At 66.8% G+C, this 18,121-nt stretch carries 15 protein-coding genes; 8 read left to right on the top strand and 7 right to left on the bottom strand.

What is annotated here, in order from left to right; genetic code table 11:
• The first annotated feature begins 5 nt into the window (after window positions 1-5).
• The gene (locus tag ACZK2R_RS09595; protein WP_020424480.1) at window positions 6-722 is read left to right on the top strand and encodes a response regulator; all 717 of its coding nucleotides are present in this window, start codon (window positions 6-8) and stop codon (window positions 720-722) included.
• Window positions 722-1,798, top strand: a complete 1,077-nt coding sequence (locus tag ACZK2R_RS09590) for an ATP-binding protein (RefSeq protein WP_125895392.1) — start codon at window positions 722-724, stop codon at window positions 1,796-1,798. Before ACZK2R_RS09595 ends, ACZK2R_RS09590 begins: the two co-directional genes overlap by 1 nt.
• On the opposite strand, the gene ACZK2R_RS09585 is transcribed toward ACZK2R_RS09590, so the two are convergent.
• The 3 genes from ACZK2R_RS09585 to ACZK2R_RS09575 all read right to left on the bottom strand — a co-directional run bounded on the left by ACZK2R_RS09585 (window position 1,776) and on the right by ACZK2R_RS09575 (window position 5,363).
• On the bottom strand, window positions 1,776-3,572 hold the full coding sequence (locus tag ACZK2R_RS09585) for a DUF7844 domain-containing protein (RefSeq protein WP_125895393.1): 1,797 nt from the start codon (window positions 3,570-3,572) through the stop codon (window positions 1,776-1,778). The two genes, ACZK2R_RS09590 and ACZK2R_RS09585, sit on opposite strands and share 23 nt — an antisense overlap.
• Window positions 3,573-3,612: 40 nt before the next feature.
• Window positions 3,613-3,912: a DUF2388 domain-containing protein gene (locus tag ACZK2R_RS09580; RefSeq protein WP_125895394.1), complete on the bottom strand. Its 300-nt coding sequence runs from the start codon at window positions 3,910-3,912 to the stop codon at window positions 3,613-3,615.
• A 62-nt stretch (window positions 3,913-3,974) separates the two neighbouring features.
• Window positions 3,975-5,363 (bottom strand): FAD-binding oxidoreductase, encoded by a 1,389-nt coding sequence (locus tag ACZK2R_RS09575; RefSeq protein WP_125895395.1) that lies wholly within the window; start codon window positions 5,361-5,363, stop codon window positions 3,975-3,977.
• Window positions 5,364-5,532: 169 nt separating this feature from the next.
• Here ACZK2R_RS09575 and serA point away from each other — a divergent pair, with 169 nt between their 5' ends.
• On the top strand, window positions 5,533-6,774 hold the full coding sequence (gene serA, locus ACZK2R_RS09570) for a phosphoglycerate dehydrogenase (RefSeq protein ID WP_125895396.1): 1,242 nt from the start codon (window positions 5,533-5,535) through the stop codon (window positions 6,772-6,774).
• A 77-nt stretch (window positions 6,775-6,851) separates the two neighbouring features.
• Here serA and ACZK2R_RS09565 read toward each other — a convergent pair whose 3' ends face one another.
• Window positions 6,852-7,466, bottom strand: a complete 615-nt coding sequence (locus tag ACZK2R_RS09565; protein ID WP_125895397.1) for an NUDIX hydrolase — start codon at window positions 7,464-7,466, stop codon at window positions 6,852-6,854.
• A gap of 133 nt (window positions 7,467-7,599) precedes the next feature.
• Between ACZK2R_RS09565 and ACZK2R_RS09560 the strand changes: the two genes are divergently transcribed.
• The 5 genes from ACZK2R_RS09560 to mtnC all read left to right on the top strand — a co-directional run bounded on the left by ACZK2R_RS09560 (window position 7,600) and on the right by mtnC (window position 13,106).
• Window positions 7,600-9,075, top strand: a complete 1,476-nt coding sequence (locus ACZK2R_RS09560) for an amino acid permease (protein WP_121503164.1) — start codon at window positions 7,600-7,602, stop codon at window positions 9,073-9,075.
• 82 nt (window positions 9,076-9,157) lie between these two features.
• On the top strand, window positions 9,158-10,585 hold the full coding sequence (locus tag ACZK2R_RS09555) for an amino acid permease (protein WP_032128776.1): 1,428 nt from the start codon (window positions 9,158-9,160) through the stop codon (window positions 10,583-10,585).
• Window positions 10,586-11,116: 531 nt separating this feature from the next.
• A complete protein-coding gene (locus ACZK2R_RS09550; RefSeq protein WP_049424694.1) occupies window positions 11,117-11,758 on the top strand; it encodes a methylthioribulose 1-phosphate dehydratase in 642 nt (213 codons plus the stop codon).
• Between the two features lie 91 nt (window positions 11,759-11,849).
• The gene (locus tag ACZK2R_RS09545) at window positions 11,850-12,407 is read left to right on the top strand and encodes a 1,2-dihydroxy-3-keto-5-methylthiopentene dioxygenase (protein WP_125895900.1); all 558 of its coding nucleotides are present in this window, start codon (window positions 11,850-11,852) and stop codon (window positions 12,405-12,407) included.
• A gap of 3 nt (window positions 12,408-12,410) precedes the next feature.
• Window positions 12,411-13,106, top strand: coding sequence for an acireductone synthase (mtnC, locus tag ACZK2R_RS09540; RefSeq protein WP_043397315.1), 696 nt, complete (start codon window positions 12,411-12,413; stop codon window positions 13,104-13,106).
• An 86-nt stretch (window positions 13,107-13,192) separates the two neighbouring features.
• Here mtnC and ACZK2R_RS09535 read toward each other — a convergent pair whose 3' ends face one another.
• From ACZK2R_RS09535 to ACZK2R_RS09525, 3 genes are all read right to left on the bottom strand, one after another.
• A complete protein-coding gene (locus tag ACZK2R_RS09535) occupies window positions 13,193-15,811 on the bottom strand; it encodes a beta-mannosidase (RefSeq protein ID WP_180837627.1) in 2,619 nt (872 codons plus the stop codon).
• A 91-nt stretch (window positions 15,812-15,902) separates the two neighbouring features.
• Window positions 15,903-17,129 (bottom strand): AGE family epimerase/isomerase, encoded by a 1,227-nt coding sequence (locus ACZK2R_RS09530; protein ID WP_100468325.1) that lies wholly within the window; start codon window positions 17,127-17,129, stop codon window positions 15,903-15,905.
• A complete protein-coding gene (locus tag ACZK2R_RS09525; RefSeq protein WP_032130344.1) occupies window positions 17,126-18,121 on the bottom strand; it encodes a carbohydrate kinase family protein in 996 nt (331 codons plus the stop codon). The genes ACZK2R_RS09530 and ACZK2R_RS09525 overlap by 4 nt, the downstream gene beginning before the upstream one ends.

Raw genomic sequence — 18,121 nt, 5'->3', positions numbered from 1 at the left:
CCTGCATGCATGCCGCCCCTGCCCTCGCCGCCCTCGTCCTGATCGTCGAGGATGAGGCCGAGATCGCCGACATTCTTACCGCCTATCTGGAACGCGAAGGACTGCGTACGCTGCGCGCCGCCGACGGCCACAGCGCACTGGACCTGCATCGCAGTGCCCGCCCCGACCTGGTCCTGCTCGACGTGCAGCTGCCGCGGCTGGATGGCTGGAGCGTGCTGACCCAGCTGCGCCAGCGCGGCGAGACGCCGGTGATCATGCTGACCGCACTGGACCAGGACCTGGACAAGCTGACCGCACTGCGCATGGGCGCTGATGACTACGTGGTCAAACCATTCAATCCGGCCGAAGTGGCGGCGCGCGTGCGCGCCGTGCTGCGGCGTACGTTGCGCGCCTCGCGCGTGGACGCCCCGACCGCGCTGCGGGCGGGCCCGCTGCTGATCGACTCGGCCACCCACGCCGTACACGTGGAAGGCGAAGGCTACAGCCACGAAGTGCTGCTCACGCTCACCGAGTTCAAGCTGCTGCACTGCATGGCGCTGGCGCCGACCCGCATCTTCAGCCGCAGTGAACTGATGCACGAATGCCTGCCGGAAAGCGAGGCGCTGGAGCGCACGGTCGACAGCCATGTCAGCAAGCTGCGCCGCAAGCTGGATGAAGTGGGCATGGTCAACGTGCCGGCCAGCGTGCGTGGCGTCGGCTACCGGTTGATGGCCGACCGCTGATGGCCCGCCTGCGCCGCTCCGGGCTCAGCCGCCACATCATCGTCTCGATGTCGTTGATGGTGATCGGCGTCATCGTGATGATGATCCTGTCGTCCTGGCTGCTGTATGCGGTGCTGGTCGAATTCTTCCCCGGCACTACCGAGGAACCGGAAAGCTGGCTGCCGACCGGCCCTGAACTGGCATGGATGGTCGGCGTGATCCTGACCGGCCTGGCGCTGGCCATCGCCGCCTCGTTCCGTCTTGCCCATCGCATCCTGTCGCCGTTGAATTCGCTGGTGGACAGCGTGCGCGCGCTCGCGGGCGGCGACCTCGGTGCTCGTGCCAGCGTCGAGGAAAACTCGCCGGGCGAAGTGGCCACCTTGGTCGAGGACTTCAATGCCATGGCGCGGCGGCTGCAGCACGTGGAGAGCGAGCGTGCGATGTGGCATGCAGCCATCGCCCATGAACTGCGGACGCCGGTGACGATCCTGCGCGGCCGCCTGCAGGGCCTGGCCGAGGGCGTCTTCCAGCCGGACGAATCACAGTTCCGCAGCCTGCTCGCCCAGGTCGAGGGCCTGTCAAGACTGATCGAGGATCTGCGCGTGCTGAGCCTGTCCGACAATGCGCGGCTGGACGTGCGCCGCGCACGTACCGACGTGGTGGCCGAAGTGCATTCGGTGATGACCCTGGTCGATCCCCAGTTCCGCGCCGCCGGCTTCGTGCTGGAGCTGGAAACCAGCCGCGAAGAACACAACGCGCACTGCGACCCGACCCGCCTGCGCCAGGCGCTGCTGGCGCTGCTGGAGAACGCGCGCCGCTATGCCAGCCCGGGCAAGGTGCGGATTGCCGTGCATGACACACCGGGCCATGTGCAGGTGGCGATCGAGGACGAGGGCCCGGGCATCGACCCGGCCTTGCACGCCGACATCTTCACCCCGTTCATGCGCGCCGATGGCTCGCGCTCACGCCAGGGCGGCGGCAGCGGGCTGGGCCTGGCGGTGGTCAAGGCCATCGCAGACGCGCACGGCGGCCGCGTCTACTGCTCGCCGGGCAGTGCCGGGGGCAGCCGTTTCGTCATCGAACTGCCGCGCCAGTAGCCGGTGCAGCGGCCTGTTCCCGCAGGCGGGCACCGAGCGCAGCGAGGTTGGCGTCGATCGCATCCATTTCGTTGCGCTGCTTCTCCGGCAGCTGCTGACGCAGCTGTACGCGCAGCGCCTGCCAGGCCGGTACCGCCTGTGCGCTGGCGGTGGCAACCGCTTCGGCCAGCACCGCCTGCTCATCGGCCAGCGGCAACCCGTAGCCGCCGTCCGCCAGCAGCGTACCCGGGCGCAGCCATTGCCCACCCTGCTCCAGCAACTGGCGCAGGCCCCGGGTCTCGGCACTGTCCGGTGCGGCCAGCAGGCGCCGTTTCAGCACATCGCGCGCGCGCAGCTCGGCGCGGCGTTGCGCAGCCTGTTCCAGCAGCAGCAGGCCGGCGCTTGCGCGCAGGTCGCCCTGCAGCAACCACAGCGCACGCTGCTGTGCGGGCAGCTTCAACCAGCCGCGTACGTCGCGTGCGGGCAATGCCAGCTGGGCTGCCGCCACGCCGAACAACTGCTGGTAGTGATCGCGTGCCGAGGCGAAGTAGTAACCCTGCGCCTGTGCTGCATTGCGGTCCGTGAGTACCTGCTCGTCCAGCACATGCAGCTGCGACAGCCGACGCTTCAAACCACGCGGACTCAGCTGGGCCAGCCCGGCCTCCCCCAGCCGCGGCACACCCGCCTGCAGCAGCTTGGCGGTTTCCACCGCGCAGTTGTTGCTGACGAAGTAATAGCGCCCGTCATAGCTCCAGTGCACCTGCGCAGTGCGCTCGAGCAGGCTGGCGATCTCGCCGGGCGACAACTGCAACGGCAGCGACTGCAACCCGCGCAGTTCCACCTTGGTGTACTCATCCACCACCTGCTGCAGCGACAGCACGAACAGTCGCGACGGGTAGCCACCGGTAAGGCCACGCCAGTTGGAAATCTGCACGTCACCAACGAAGGCACGGAACGACAGCACCCGGTGGTACTCCAGGTCCAGTCGACAGTCCGGCCCCGGCGCACGGCCCGGCCGGCAGATCACCAGCCGCAGCATGCTGTGGCCCCAGCGGCTCATCGGCTGCGCGCTGCCTTCGGCAAACAGGTAGTCCACCGCGTAGACGCGTGCCGGGTCGAGTTGCAGCAACGACGCCGCGCCCTCTTCCGATTCAGCCTGCAGCAACGGCAGCGTGGTCGCGCAGTGCGACTGCGGCAGCGATGGCGGGGTTCCGAAATGGGCCTGGTACCACTGCGCCAGTGCCGGGCGCCGGCAGGCAAACTCGCTGTCGAGCACGAAATGCTCGGCGTTCACTGCCAGGTACTCGGCCGGATCTTTCAGTTCATACGCATCGGGACTACGGTCTCGGAAGTCATTGCCGCCACGGCCGAGATGCCAGGGCTTGCGCTGCCATCCGGCCAGATCACGCCAGCGCACACTGCGCGACCAGTTCGCCGCCGTACGGTCGGCAACATGGCTCAGTTCGTGTACCAGCGCGCTGCGGCGTGCGCGGCGCGCACCGGGCACGGCATCATCCAGCAGATCGCGGCGCAACGTGATGCGGCCGGCGAAGGCGCGGCCATGCACCTCGGCGGGAAGGCCATCACTCCAGCGCACCTGCACCTGCGCCGGCAGGGCGCGCAGCAGACCCTCCGGCAGCAGTGACTGTACGTCGGTCAGGGTCTGCGTCGCCACCTGCTGCTGTGCAGGGCTCAGCCCCGCAGGATCGAGCTGCAGGCGATCAGCCGCGTGCGCGACATGAGCGATCAGCAGTAGAGCCACGCCGTGCGTGGCTGCGTTCCGTGCAGATGTCATGGCGTTGCCGGCCAGCGGCCGGCACTACCCGAAGGCGGGATCAACGCGCCAGCAGCGCGCGGGCCAGTTCCAGGTCGCTCTGCTGCTGTGCGGCAGTGCTCTGCTCACGCAGGTGGACAAGCGCCGCCTGCAGGCGAGCGCCACGGATCTGGCCGTCGCTGGCGACGAACGCAGCGGCATCGTCGCGTGCAGCCATCACCACCTTGTCGTCACCCGAGCTGCTGCCCGAGGAACCGGAGGAAGCACCCGTGGCCGAACCGGCCGACGTGCCGGCGAAGCTGGAAGCGAAGCCGGCCAGCGGCAGGGACAGCAGGGCGAGCAGCAGAAGCGGACGGGTCATCGGTTCGAAGCCGGTTGTTAGGAAGCGTGGAGCGTAACGGGTGCGTGAAGGATTTGCCCGGCTCAAACGTCGAACAGCTTGCCGGGATTCAGCCGCGCTTGGGGATCGAACGCGCGTTTGACCGCCTTCATCAGGGCGATCTCGGCCGGGCCGCGGGTGCTGTCCAGGTAGCCCTTCTTGACCAGGCCGATGCCGTGCTCGGCCGAGATGCTGCCATCGAAGCGGGCCAGCACCTGCGCCAACAGCTTGGTTACGTGCTCGCATTGCGCCACGAAATCAGCGTCGCTGGTGTCGTCCGGCTTGAGCACATTGATGTGCAGATTGCCGTCACCGATGTGGCCGAACCAGACCACGTCGAAATGCGGATAGGCCTGCCCGATCAGCGCCTGGGTCTCGGCCAGGAACGCCGGCATCGACGAGATCCGCACCGAAACATCGTTTTTGTAGGGCTTGTAACGGGCAAGCGACTCAGTGATGCCTTCGCGCAGGCGCCACAGCTGCGCGGCCTGCGCGTCGCTGGCACTGATTACGCCATCGCTGACCCAGTCATTGCCCATGCAGTCCTCGAACGCGGCCATCGCCGCCGCTTCCTGGGCCTCGTCGCCCGCGGCGAACTCGGTCACCACGTAGTACGGATGCACCTCGTCGAACGGTGCCTGTGCGCCATGTGCCAGCACGTGCTCCAGCGCCCGGTCGGTGAAGAATTCGAAGGCCTGCAGCTGCAGGCGCGCGCGGAACGCGGCGAACACCTGCATCAGAACTTCAAAGCTCGGCACTGCCAGCAGCATCACGTTGCTGGCCGGCGGCGGATCGGTCAATTTCACCGTGGCTTCGACGATCACGCCCAGCGTGCCTTCCGAGCCGATCAGCAGCTGGCGGAAGTCGTAGCCGCTGGAGTTCTTGATCAGGCCCTTGTTGAGCTCCAGCAACTCGCCATCAGCCGTGACCACTTTCAGCCCGGCGATCCACTCGCGGGTGTTGCCGTAGCGGATCACGCGGATGCCACCGGCATTGGTAGCGATGTTGCCGCCGATCGAGCAGGACCCGCGCGCGGCGAAATCCACCGGGTAGATCAGGCCGTGATCCAACGCGGCGTTGTGCACGGCCTCCAGCGGCATGCCGGCCTGCACCACCAGGGTGCGATCGACCGCGTCGTAGGCCAGTGCCTTGTTCATCCGTTCCAGGCTGAGCACCAGCTCGCCGTTGGCGGCCACCGCACCACCCGAGAGGCCGGTGCGGCCACCGGACGGCACCACGGCCACGCCCTCGCCTGCGCTCCAGCGCATCACCGCCTGCACTTCCTCGACCGTGGCCGGCAGTGCGATCGCCAGCGGCGCCGGCGTCCAGCGCCGGGTCCAGTCGCGCCCGTAATGCTCCAGGTCGGACGGATCGGTCTTCAGCTTCAGGCCGGGGCAGGCTTGTTGCAGCGAGGCAATGCGGGAATCGGTCATGACGGTCCAGCGCGGTGCGTGAAGAACGGGCAAGCGTGCCAGCGGCACGCGCCAGCGTCCAGCCCCGCAGCCGTGCAGATAGCTACGGATGCAACCAATTGCGCACTGCACCATGGTCGCTGCGATCTGGCATAGTGGTCAGCCCCTGTCCCACTGGCCGTGTCGCCCCATGTCGCCGAAGAAGACCTCGTTCCCGAAGCAGGATATCCGCGTGCTGTTGCTGGAGGGGGTCAGCCAGACCGCCGTGGAGGTATTCAGCGCCGCCGGCTACAGCCAGATCGAAGCGCACACCAAGGCGCTGCCCGAGGACGAACTAAAGGCGCGCATCGCCGAGGCGCACATCGTCGGGATCCGTTCGCGCACCCAGCTCAGCGCCGAAGTGCTGGCCGAGGCCAAGCGCCTGATCGCGGTGGGCTGCTTCTGCATCGGCACCAACCAGGTCGACCTGGACGCGGCCGAGCTGGCCGGCATCCCGGTGTTCAATGCGCCCTATTCGAACACCCGCAGCGTGGCCGAGCTGGTGATTGCCGAGGCCATCATGCTGACCCGTGGCATTCCGCAGAAGAACGCCGAGTGCCATCGCGGCGGCTGGTCCAAGTCGGCCAGCGGCAGCCATGAGGTGCGTGGCAAGACCCTGGGCATCATCGGCTATGGCCACATCGGCACCCAGGTCGGCGTGCTGGCCGAATCGCTGGGCATGCAGGTGATCTTCCACGACGTGGAAACCAAGCTGGCGCTGGGCAATGCGCGTGCTGCGGCCAGCCTGGACGACCTGCTGGCCCGCGCCGACATCGTCACCCTGCACGTGCCGGAGACCCCGTCCACGCAGTGGATGATCGGCAGCACCGAGCTGGCGAAGATGCGCAAGGGCGCGCACCTGATCAACGCCGCGCGCGGCACCGTGGTCGACATCGATGCGCTGGACGCGGCGCTGGCCAGCGGCCACGTCGGCGGCGCCGCGCTGGACGTGTTCCCGGTCGAGCCGAAGGGCAATGGCGATATCTTCGAATCGCCGCTGACCCGCCACGACAATGTGATCCTGACCCCGCACGTGGGCGGCAGCACGCTGGAGGCGCAGGACAACATCGGCGTGGAGGTGGCGGCCAAGCTGGTGCGCTACAGCGACAACGGCAGCACCCTGTCGGCGGTCAACTTCCCGGAAGTGACCCTGCCCGAACACGAAGACAGCCTGCGCCTGCTGCACATCCACCAGAACGTGCCGGGCGTGCTGTCCAAGGTCAACGAGATCTTCTCGCGCCACAACGTCAACATCGACGGCCAGTTCCTGCGCACCGACCCGAAGGTGGGCTACGTGGTGATCGACATCACCGCCAGCGAGGAACAAGCCGCCGCCGTGCGCGACGAGCTGGCCGCGATTCCGGGCACGCTGCGCACGCGCATCCTGTACTGAAAAAAGGGACGGAGGGGATTAAGTCGTTTGCGGCACATGCGGCGTAAACGACTTAATCCCCTCCGTCCCCTTTTTCTTCAGCGCGTCAGCCACCGGCGCGCCATGCGCTGCATGGATTCGTCCGATTCCGGATCGGCGGCGACCTCGGTCACCGGCCGCCAGGCCAGCTCCAGCGATTCCTCGCTGAGCACGAAGGCCTCGCCACCCAGCGCCCGGATCACGAAACGCACGTCGTAGTGCCAGTGCCCCGGCACGTCCTTGCGCTCCGGAATCCAATGCTTGTCCAGATCGAAGATGGCCGGGTCTTCCAACACCAGGCCGCTCAGGCCCGACTCCTCCTCGGCTTCCTTCAGCGCCACCTGGGCCAGGTCGCGGTCGCCGTCGGCGTGGCCGCCCAGCTGCAGCCAGCGCTGCAGCTTGCGGTGATGGGTCAGCAGCAGGCGCTGGCCGTCGGCACTGACCAGCCAGCAGCTGGCGGTGAAGTGGCCGGCCAGCCGTTCGCGCCGGAACGGATCTTCCGGATCGTCCAACAATGTGCCGAATTCGGCAGCCAATGCGTCGTGGGCGGGCTCGCGGCGGGCGTAGTCCCGCAGCAGGCCACGCAGGCGATCGTCAAGCACGGCAAGGGTTTCGGCGGTCTGGCTCATGAATGGGCGGCGTTTGGAAAAATACTGCTCATTATCGCCGTTCATTGTTGCGATTGCGCTTGTGCGTTGGCTTCAGCTTTGGCTAAGGTACAGCGGGCCGTTCGCGCGGCCTTCACCATTCCAGGGTTGCCGGCAACGTATCGGCGGCCCACCCAATCCGATCACTAGGAAGTACTGCATGCTGAAAGCTCTGTTGAGGGTCAAGCCGGTTGAACCGGCCGGGCACGTCGATGCTGGCGAACCCATCGAAGGCAGCCTGGACGGCGAAGCCACGTTGAAACGGACCCTCACGGCTAAACACCTCATCCTGCTTGGCGTGGGTGCGGTGATCGGCGCAGGTATCTTCGTGCTGACCGGCCAGGCTGCGGCCAACCACGCTGGCCCGGCAGTGATGCTGTCGTTCGTCATCGCCGGTTTCGCCTGCGCCCTGGCGGGCCTGTGCTACGCCGAATTCGCGGCGATGATGCCGGTCTCCGGCAGCGCCTACTCCTACTCCTACGCCACCCTCGGCGAGGGCATGGCCTGGTTCATCGGCTGGTGCCTGGTGCTGGAATACCTGTTCGCCTCGGCCTCGGTCGCGGTGGGCTGGTCGGCGTACCTGATCAGCTTCATCACCACCACGCTGCACATGCCGTTCCCGGATGCGCTCAGCGCAGCCCCGATCGCCTGGACCGGCAGCGAGTTCATCGCCTCAGGCAAGCTGTTCAACCTGCCTGCAGTACTGATCGTGGCGGCGGTGTCCGGCCTGCTGTACGTGGGCGTGACCCAATCGGCCTTCGTCAACGCGATCATCGTGGCGATCAAGGTCACCGTCATCTGCCTGTTCATCGGCATCGGCGCGGCCCACATCGACCCGGCCAACTGGCAGCCGTTCATCCCGGAAAACACCGGCGTGGCGGGTGAGTTCGGCTGGAGCGGCGTGTTCCGTGCGGCCACCATCGTGTTCTTCGCCTACATCGGCTTCGATGCGGTCTCCACCGCCGCCGGTGAAACCAAGGACCCGCAGCGCAACATGCCGATCGGCCTGCTCGGCTCGCTGGCCGTGTGCACCATCGTCTACATCATCGTCTGCGCGGTGCTGACCGGCATGATGCCGTACCACCTGCTGGGCACCGACAAGCCGGTGGCCACCGCGCTGGAACCCTACCCGACCCTGTCCTGGCTGAAGACCCTGGTCGAGATCGGCGCCATCGCCGGCCTGTCCTCGGTGGTGCTGGTGATGATGATGGGCCAGACCCGCATCGCCTACACCATCTCCCGCGACGGCCTGCTGCCGAAGTTCTTCGGCAGGGTCCACGCCCGCTTCCGCACCCCGTACGTCGCCACCATCGTGGTCGGCGTGATCGCCGCGGCACTGGCCGGCCTGGTACCGCTGAACGTGCTGGGCGAACTGGTCTCGATGGGCACCCTGCTGGCCTTCGCCACGGTCTGCATCGGCGTGCTGGTGCTGCGCTATACCAAGCCGGAGATCCACCGCCCGTTCCGCGTGCCGGCGGTCTGGATCATCTGCCCCCTCGGCGCAGCCACCTGCCTGTTCCTGTTCTGGCAGGCGTTCGTGGTGCACTGGCACCTGTTCGTTGGCTGGACCCTGCTCGGCCTGCTGATCTACCTGGGCTACGGCATCCGCAACAGCAAGCTGGCCAAGTCGCCCTGATCCGCCTACGGGCCGGCCTCGCGCCGGCCCGTCCGTTTTCCCCGCGCGCCGGTCATGGCGCGCTTCGACAAGACCACCACACATGTTCAAGCAACTGTGGGCCACCAAGCACCCGCATGCCGCCCATGAAGACGCCAACGGCCTGAGCCTGCGCCGCCACCTCGGCCCCTGGGGGCTGACTGCCCTGGGTATCGGCGCGGTGATCGGCGGCGGCATCTTCGTCATCACCGGCCAGGCCGCCGCCAACCACGCCGGCCCGGCCATCATGCTGTCCTTCGTACTGGCCGCCATCTGCTGCGCCTTCTGCGCGCTGGCCTATGCCGAGTTCGCCTCGATGGTGCCGGTCTCCGGCAGCGCCTACACCTACACCTACGCCACCTTCGGCGAGCTCTCGGCCTGGTTCATCGGCTGGATGCTGGTGCTCGAATACGGCGTCTCCGCCTCGGCGGTCGCGGTCAGCTGGACCGGCTATTTCCTCAGCCTGCTCAGCCAGTTCGACATCCATCTACCGGCGGCGCTGGTCAGTGCCCCACTCGATGCACAGCTGCGCCCCACCGGCGCGATCGCCAACCTGCCGGCCGCCGCACTGGTGCTGCTGCTGACCTGGCTGTGCTACGTCGGCATCAGCAAGTCCTCGGCGATGAACATGGCGATGGTCGTGCTCAAGACCGGCCTGATCGTGCTGGTCATCGTGGTCGGCTGGAAGTACGTGGACACCAGCAACTGGACCCCGTTCATTCCGGCCAACGAAGGCCCCGGCAAGTACGGCATGGAAGGCGTGCTGCGTGGCGCGGCGATGGTGTTCTTCGCCTACATCGGCTTCGAGGCGGTGTCGGTGGCGGCGCAGGAATCGAAGAATCCACAGCGCGACATGCCGTTCGGCATGATGCTGTCGCTGGTGATCTGCACCGTGCTGTACATCGCGATGGCCGCAGTGATGACCGGCCTGGTGCCGTTCCAACTGCTGGGCACCGACGAGCCGGTGGTGACCGCGGTGGCCGCGCATCCGCAGCTGGGCTGGTTGCGCTGGGTGGTCGAGGTCGGCGCACTGGTCGGCCTGTCCTCGGTGGTGCTGGTGATGATCATCGGCCAGCCGCGCATCTTCATGATCATGGGCCGCGACGGCCTGCTGCCGCCGGTGTTCACCAAGATCCACCCGAAGTACCGTACCCCGCACATCAACACGGTGATCACCGGTATCGGCATCGCGCTGCTGGCGGCGCTGTTCCCGCTGGACATCCTCGGCGAGCTGACCTCGATGGGCACGCTGATCGCGTTCGCGGCGGTGTGCGCGGGCGTGCTGATCCTGCGCCGCACCCAGCCGGACCTACCGCGTCCGTTCCGCATGCCGATGGCATGGCTGATCTGCAGCCTGGGCGTGCTGAGTTGCCTTGCGCTGCTGTCGGCGATGACGATGCACAACTGGATGCTGATGGGCGTGTGGACGTTCGTCGGCTTCGTGATCTATTTCTGCTACGGGTTCCGGCACAGCCGGCTGCGGGGTAAGTAAAGGGATTGCAGGGCCTGCGGCCCTGCACCCGCCTTTGAAGCCGGAGCAACGGCAACAGCTGGGCTGAGGGGTTTGGCGGGGAGGCATGGGTTCGCGGGGGACGCCGTGAATCCGTCCATGGAGGCTTAGCCGCGCCATCCATGGCGCGGATACCCCCGCGAACCCATGCCTCCCCGCCCATGACAGTCTCCCGGCGCATCCGGTGGATCCACGCCATGCGTGGATGAATTCGGTCTGGGAAATGAATTCTCTGTAGAGCCGAGCCATGCTCGGCTCCGAGCAAGCGCAGCGCCGCGACCCGCTTCTGCCTTTCCTTCTTCACTCCGTGGCTGACGCGCACGGAACCTGTCCGTGGTCGGGCGGGTGGGTTGTGCAGGGGTGTCCGCGGCATGGATGCCGCGGCCAAGCCCCCAAGGAAGGGTCTACGGCGTCCCCTGCACAGCCCACCCGCCCGGCCAAAGCAAGAAATCCAGCCCGGCGAGACAGCCACGAGGGGCTCAGCCGTTGGCCGAATCCAGTAAAATCGACGGCATGAACGCCCCCACCTTCCCCTACGACACCGCGCGCCTGAGCGAACTGGCCCAGCTGCTGATCGACAACGTCCGCGAGCTGGCCCACGCCGGCTGGACGCCGGCCACCAGCAGCAACTTCTCCCACCGCCTGGATGACCGCCACGCCGCGATCACCGTCTCCGGCAAGGACAAAGGCCGCCTGATCGAGGACGACATCATGGTGGTGGACTTCGACGGCCAGGCCGTCGGCCGCCCGCTGCGCCCGTCCGCCGAAACCCTGCTGCACACCCAGCTGTATCGCCGCTTCCCGGAAATCGGCTGCGTGCTGCACACCCACTCGCCGGTGCAGACCGTCGCCTCGCGCCTGTACGCGCCGCAGGGCCACATCCGCCTGGAAGGCTACGAACTGCTGAAGGCCTTCGCCGGCAACAGCACCCACGAGATGGCCATCGACGTGCCGGTGTTCGCCAACACCCAGGACATGAACGTGCTTTCGAAGCAGGTCGATGACCTGCTCGACCGGCAGAACCTGTGGGGCTACCTGATCGACGGCCACGGCCTGTATGCCTGGGGCCGCGACATGGCCGAGGCACGCCGCCACCTGGAAGCGTTCGAGTTCCTGTTCCACTGCGAACTGGAACTGCGCAAACTGCGCGGCTGAACCCGCACGCAGGTGCAGATGCCGATCCGGAATCTGCACCTCGTGCCCACCCTGCTACCCTGTCTTCCCCCGAGACGTTCAAGCTGCCGCCATGAGCCGACTGCGCATCTACGACGACACCCGCCCCGAATCACCGCTGCTGGACACCCAGGACGGCGCGGTCATCGCTGCCGAGCTGCAGAAGATCGGCGTCACCTTCGAGCGCTGGCAGGCCACCGCACCGGTCGCACCGGGCGCCAGCCAGGATGAAGTGTTCGCCGCTTACCGCGCCGACATCGACCGCCTGGTTGCCGAGCGCGGCTTCAAGAGCGTGGACGTGGCCTCGATCGCCCCGGACAACCCGAACCGCGCCGAGCTGCGCAGGAAGTTCCTCGACGAACACTTCCACAAGGAAGACGAGGTGCGCTTCTTCGTCGCAGGTTCCGGCCTGTTCACCCTGCACGTGGGTGACAAGGTCTATGAGATCGAGTGTGTGAAGGACGACCTGATCGCCGTGCCCGATGGCACCACCCACTGGTTCGACATGGGCGAAGAGCCCAGCTTCGTGGCGATCCGCTTCTTCACCGAACCGGATGGCTGGGTCGGTCACTTCACCGGCACCGACATCGCGCAGAAGTTCCCCCGTTACGTACCCACCCAGGCATCCTGATCCATGCAGCCCCGCGTCATCCTGACCGATATCGAAGGCACCACCAGCAGCATCTCGTTCGTCAAGAACGTGCTGTTCCCCTATGCCCGCAAGGCGCTGCCCGCGTTCGTCGCCGAGCACGGCCAGCAGCCGGAAGTCCGCCGCTGGCTGGATGCGGTGGCCACCGAGATCGGCGGCGCCTGCCAGGACAGCCTGGTAGCCGAGACGCTGCAGGGCTGGATCGACCAGGACCGCAAGCACACCGCACTGAAGGCGCTGCAGGGCCTGATCTGGGACGAAGGCTACCGCCGCGGCGACTACACCGCGCACTTCTACCCGGAAGTGGCGCCGGTGCTGAAGGGCTGGCACGCCTCCGGCCTGCCGCTGTACGTGTACTCCTCCGGCTCGGTGCCGGCGCAGAAGCTGTTCTTCGGCTTCAGCGACGCCGGTGACCTCAGCCCGTTGGTGTCGGGCTGGTTCGACACCGAAGTCGGCGGCAAGCGCGAGGCCGACAGCTACCGCCGCATCGTGCAGGCCATTGGCGTGCCGGCCGGCGAGATCCTGTTCCTGTCGGATGTGGTGGAAGAACTGGATGCTGCCCGCGAAGCCGGCCTGCAGACCCGCCTGATTGATCGCCTGGATGACTACCCGCTGCCGCGCACCGGCCAGGCCGCCAACGGCCACGAGCGGGTCGAGAATTTCCAGCAGATCCAGCTGTAAGCAAGAAAAAGGGGACGGAGGGGATTAAGTCGTTTGTGGCACACATGGGCCACAAACGACTTAATCCCCTCCGTCCCCTTTTTTGCTCAACGATCGTTGAGGGTTTTTACCTTCAGCGCTTCGCGCAGCGTCGTCAGATCCACCGGGCCACGCACTGCGATGTTGCGGGTTTCGCCCGGCAGCAGATCCAGCAGGTTGTCTTCCACCTGCACGTCCAATGCACCGAAGTCGATCCACGCCGAACGCATGTAGGCCGCGCTTTCCAATCGCAGACGGTAGTGGTCGCCATCAATGGACAGGCTGGCCTTGAGCTTCTGCCGCGGCAGGATCTGATCCTTGGCCTCAACGAAGCCGACCACCTGGCGGGCACTCACCGCCCCGTTCTGCAGCAGTTCGAACACGGCCACCGTGCGCTTTGGATCGGCACCGGCCAGCAATTCGGCGTCGCGGAAATCACCGATCGAGGTGACACCGGCGGCAGCCAGCGACACCGCTTCCTCGCGGCGGCGAAGCACCTTGCCGTCTACATCCACCACCCGCAACCGCCAGCGTGCATCCAGCGCGGCACCGTCGTTGATCAGGCGCACCCGCGTACTGCCCTCGTCGCGCAACGCCGCCACCGCCACCGGCGCGAAGAAACGCCGCGCGGCGAAGTGCAGCGCCTTCCAGCGACCGAAGTAGTCCACGCTGGACCATGAAGCACCTGGCCAGACGTCGTTGAGCTGCCAGTACAGCGAGCCCATCGTGTACGGCCGCGAGGCGCGATGATGCAGCGCCGCCAGTGCGATGCCATCGGCCTGCATCACCTGGCTGAGGTAGACGAAGTCCTCGAAGTCCTTCGGCGTGCCGTAGCCCAGTTCGATGTAGTGCAGCAGGCGGCTGTTGCCCTCGCCGGCCATGAATTTCTGGTGCGCGCGGATCACCGGGCTGTCGATGCGCTGCTCGGCGCGGGTGGCGATCTGGTCCACCGTCGCCACCGACGGCCACGCCTGCAGCCCGTACTCGGACATGAAGCGCGGGGTCTCACGCAAGTAGGCCTGCACCGGAAGCGCTGGATTGCCCCAGACCTGCCAGTAGTGCTTGTCGCCGCGGGTGGAATCGTTGGCCTTCTCATCCAGATCATTGCTGGGCGAGCTGGACCAGTACGGCACGCCCAGCCCCTCCTCACCCACCACCTGGCGCAGGTCGTTGCCGAACAGGTCGACGTAGCCCTGCCAGACCTTCGCCGCAAATGCCGGGTCGGCCGCCTTCAGGTCGCGGCCGTGGCCCCAGTCCTTCCAGGCGGTTTCTTCCTCGTTGTTGCCACACCACAGCACGATGCTGGGGTGATGGCGCAGCCGGCGCACGTTGTCGCGCGCCTCGGCCACCACGCTTGCCCGGAAGGCCGGATCGTAGCCCGGCTGCATGCCGCCGCCGAACATGAAGTCCTGCCAGACCAGCAGGCCCAGCTCATCAGCGATGTCAAAGAACGCATCGTCCTCGTAGTAGCCGCCGCCCCAGTTGCGCAGCATGTTCATGTTGGCGTCGCGCGCGGCGGTCAGCACCTGGCGCAGGCGTGCGGCATCGACGCGTGCGGGGAAGGCGTCGAACGGAATGACGTTGGCGCCCTTGGCAAAGATCTCCACACCATTGATGACGAAGGCGAAGCCCTGCCCTCCCTTGCCGTCTTCCTCGCGGCGCAGTTCGACCGTGCGCAGGCCGATGCGCTGCTCGCGCGCCAGCGTTGCATCGCCGCCACCATCCAGGCGAGCCTTCACGGTATAGCGATCCTGCGCACCATGGCCCACCGGCCACCAGCGCCGCGGCGTGGCCAGCTCAACCGGCAGCTCAACCGTATTCTGGCCCGGCTTCAGCAACACCGTGCGTTGCACCTGGGCAACGTTGCGGCCTTCCGGATCCTGCACATCCACAGTGACCATCGCAGAACCGGCAGCGCTGCCCTGCTCCACCTGCAGCAATACCGCCAGCTTCGCCTGCTCTGCACTCAATGCATCGGTGCGCACGGCAAGATCGGTCAGACGGTGCGCGTCCCAGGCCTGCAGGTCGACCCCGCGCCACACGCCGGCGGTGACATAGCGCGGGCCCCAGTCCCAGCCGAAGTGATAGGCCGGTTTGCGCGCGAAGTTGCCGACCATCGCGTCTTTGGGCTCATCCCCATAGGGTGAAGGATAGTTGCCGGCAATCTTGTGCGGCATCGCCTGTACGCTCGGCAGCAGCGTGCGGATCGGTGAGCGGAACACGATCTGCAATTCGTTGCCGCTCGCGCGCAGGCGCCCGTCCACACGTGCATGCCACGTGCGGTGCGCGTTGTCCGCGCGCAGCAGCGGCTTGCCGTTGAGGCTGACCTCGGCGAAGGTATCCAGCCCGTCGAAACGCAGCTCGGCATTCGGCTTGGCCAGCGTCGCCGCATCCACGTCAAAGCGGGCGCGGTACTCCCAGGCAGCCAGGCCGATCCATTGCAGCTCGGCCTCGGGTGCACCGACGTACGGATCGCGGATCAGCCCATGCGCCAGCAGGTCGGTGTGCATGCTGCCCGGCACCTTCGCCGCCCGCCATTGCTGCAGGCCCGGGTGGGCTGCACCCTCGGCGTCGCCGGGCAGCATGCGGAATTCCCACTGCGCCTGCAGAGGCGCTGCAGTTGCCGGGAAAGCGGAGGCTGCGACCAGCAGCAGGAGCAGACGGACAACGAGGGAAAGGCGATGCACGTGGCGCTCCTGTTTTTCCGCCGGGCGTGACCCAGCGCTACCGATTTCGGATTGCCAGGCATGGCCTGGCACTACTGCATTCGAACGATCTTCAACGCACGACGTTCAACACTTCGTAGCACGCGCCCATGGTGTGGTAATCCACCTTGCCGGCAGGGCTTTTCTCGTCGCTGTACTTGCGGTTGTCGGCATCGAGAATGCGGAACCATGCACCGTACTGGTGGTCGACGAAGTGCTCCCACGAATACGCCCAGATGCGTTCGTACCACTGCCAGTAGCGGTCATCGCCGGTGCGCTTGGCCATCAGCGCGGCCGTAGCCAGCGTTTCGGCCTGCACCCAGAAGTACTTGTCATCGTCGCAGACGAAGCTGTCGCCGCCGATCGGGGCGCCGTCCATACCGGGCTGCCGGCGCGATTCCGGTGCGAAGCCGTAGTACAGGCCACCACGGGTGTCGTCCCAACTGCGTGCGACGGCGACGTCGAACAGATGCTGCGCGGTCGGCACCAGCCAGTCGGCCTGCACGTGGCGATCGAGGATCAGCAGCAGTTTGGCCCACTCGGTCTGATGCCCCGGCTGGAAGCCCCACGGGCGGAACAGGTGCTTGGGATCGTCCAGGTTGTAGTCCCAGTCGATTTCCCAGTTCACATCGTAATGTTCCCAGACCAGGCCACCGGCCTTGGCGGCCTGGCGGCGGGTCATGTTGTCGGCCAGCTGCAGCGCGCGCTCGACATAGCGCTGCTCGCCACTGGCCTCGAACGCGGCCAGCATCGCCTCGCACATGTGCATGTTGGCGTTCTGGCCGCGGTAGCCAGTGAAGCTCCACTGGCCGTCAGCCTCGTCCTTGTACAGGCCATGCTGCGGCTCCCAGAAGCGTGCTTCCAGCAGCTGCCAGGTCTCGTCCATCCAGTCGCGCGCCTGCTCGATGCCCGCCTTCAGCGCGCAACTGTAGGCCAGCAGCACGAAGGCCACGCCGTAGCAGTGGTTCATATCGTCCTCGACCTTGCCGTCGCGCAGGGTCCAGGCATAACCGCCGGTGGCCGGGTTGCGGTGCACCTCGCGCAGATAGCGCACGCCATGCTCGACAGCCTCCCGGTATTCGGCATTGCCGAACTCGCGGTAGGCCATCGCATAGTTGAAGACGAAGCGGGTGCTGCTCACCAGGTGGCGGTGGCTGGCATCGTAGATGCTGCCGTCATCACGGAAGTAGTGGAAGAAACCGCCGTCCGGATCGATGCAGCGCGGGTGGTAGAACGCCATCGTGTCGGCGATATGCGCGCGCAGGAACGCGGGCGAACGGAAATCGGGCGAGGTGCTCATGCGGTAATGTCCTGGGCCTGCAGCAGCTGCTGCACTTCATCGAGCGAGGGCATCGCGGCGAACGCGCCCTTGCGGGTAACAGCCAGCGCACCCACGGCGGCACCGAAGCGCAGCGTGGCGGTGATCGCCTCCGGGTCCTGGCAGAACGCGGCAAAGCCTGCGCCCGCCCCACCACGCTCCAGCAGGCCGACCAGCACGCCACCGACGAAGGCATCGCCGGCGGCCGTGGTATCGACGGTGGCCACGCGGAAGCTGGTGACCGTGCCGTGGTTGTCGCGCGTGTACCAGTGCAGCGTGGCCGCACCATCGGTAACGATGACCCAGCGCGCCTGCGCGGCCAGAAGGCGCTTGAGCACCACTGACTCGCCATCGGCACCCAGCGGTGCCGCCAGGTAATCCAGCTCCTCGCGCGACAGCTTGACCAGGTCGGCGCGCTCCAGCGCCTGCCACAGGCGCGGCGTCGGATCTTCGTTGGCTGGCCACAGAGCCGGGCGCAGGTTGAGGTCCAGGCTGACCACCGCACCGGCGGCACGGGCGCGCTCCATGCCGGCGAAGGTCGCCTCGGCGATGGCCGGCTCGGTCAGGCTGTTGGAACAGACGTGGAAGCACTGCGCGCTGTCGAGGCACTCCGCCTGGAAGTCACTGTCACGGAACAGCAGGTCAGCCGCCGGCGGGCGGTAGAAACTGAAGCTGCGCTCGCCACTGGCATCCAGCGCGACGAAGGCCAACGCAGTCTTGGCGGCGTCGGTGCGCACGATGTAATCCGTGCCCACGCCGTGCTCGACCAGACTGTCGGCCAGGAAGTCACCGAACATGTCGCGGCCAAGCATGCCGACGAACTGGGTCTTCGCCCCCAGCCGCGCAGCCGCCACCGCCACGTTGGCCGGCGCACCGCCGGCGTACTGCAGGAACGCGCGCGGGGTATCGGCCGAGGCCGGCGGCTGCGCTAGTAGATCGATCAAAATTTCGCCGAAGCAGACAATGGCACCCAT

Source organism: Stenotrophomonas sp. 96582_Sma, from assembly GCF_056480905.1.
Note: the sequence above shows the minus strand (reverse complement) of the source record. Positions and strands in the feature narration are given on the sequence as shown.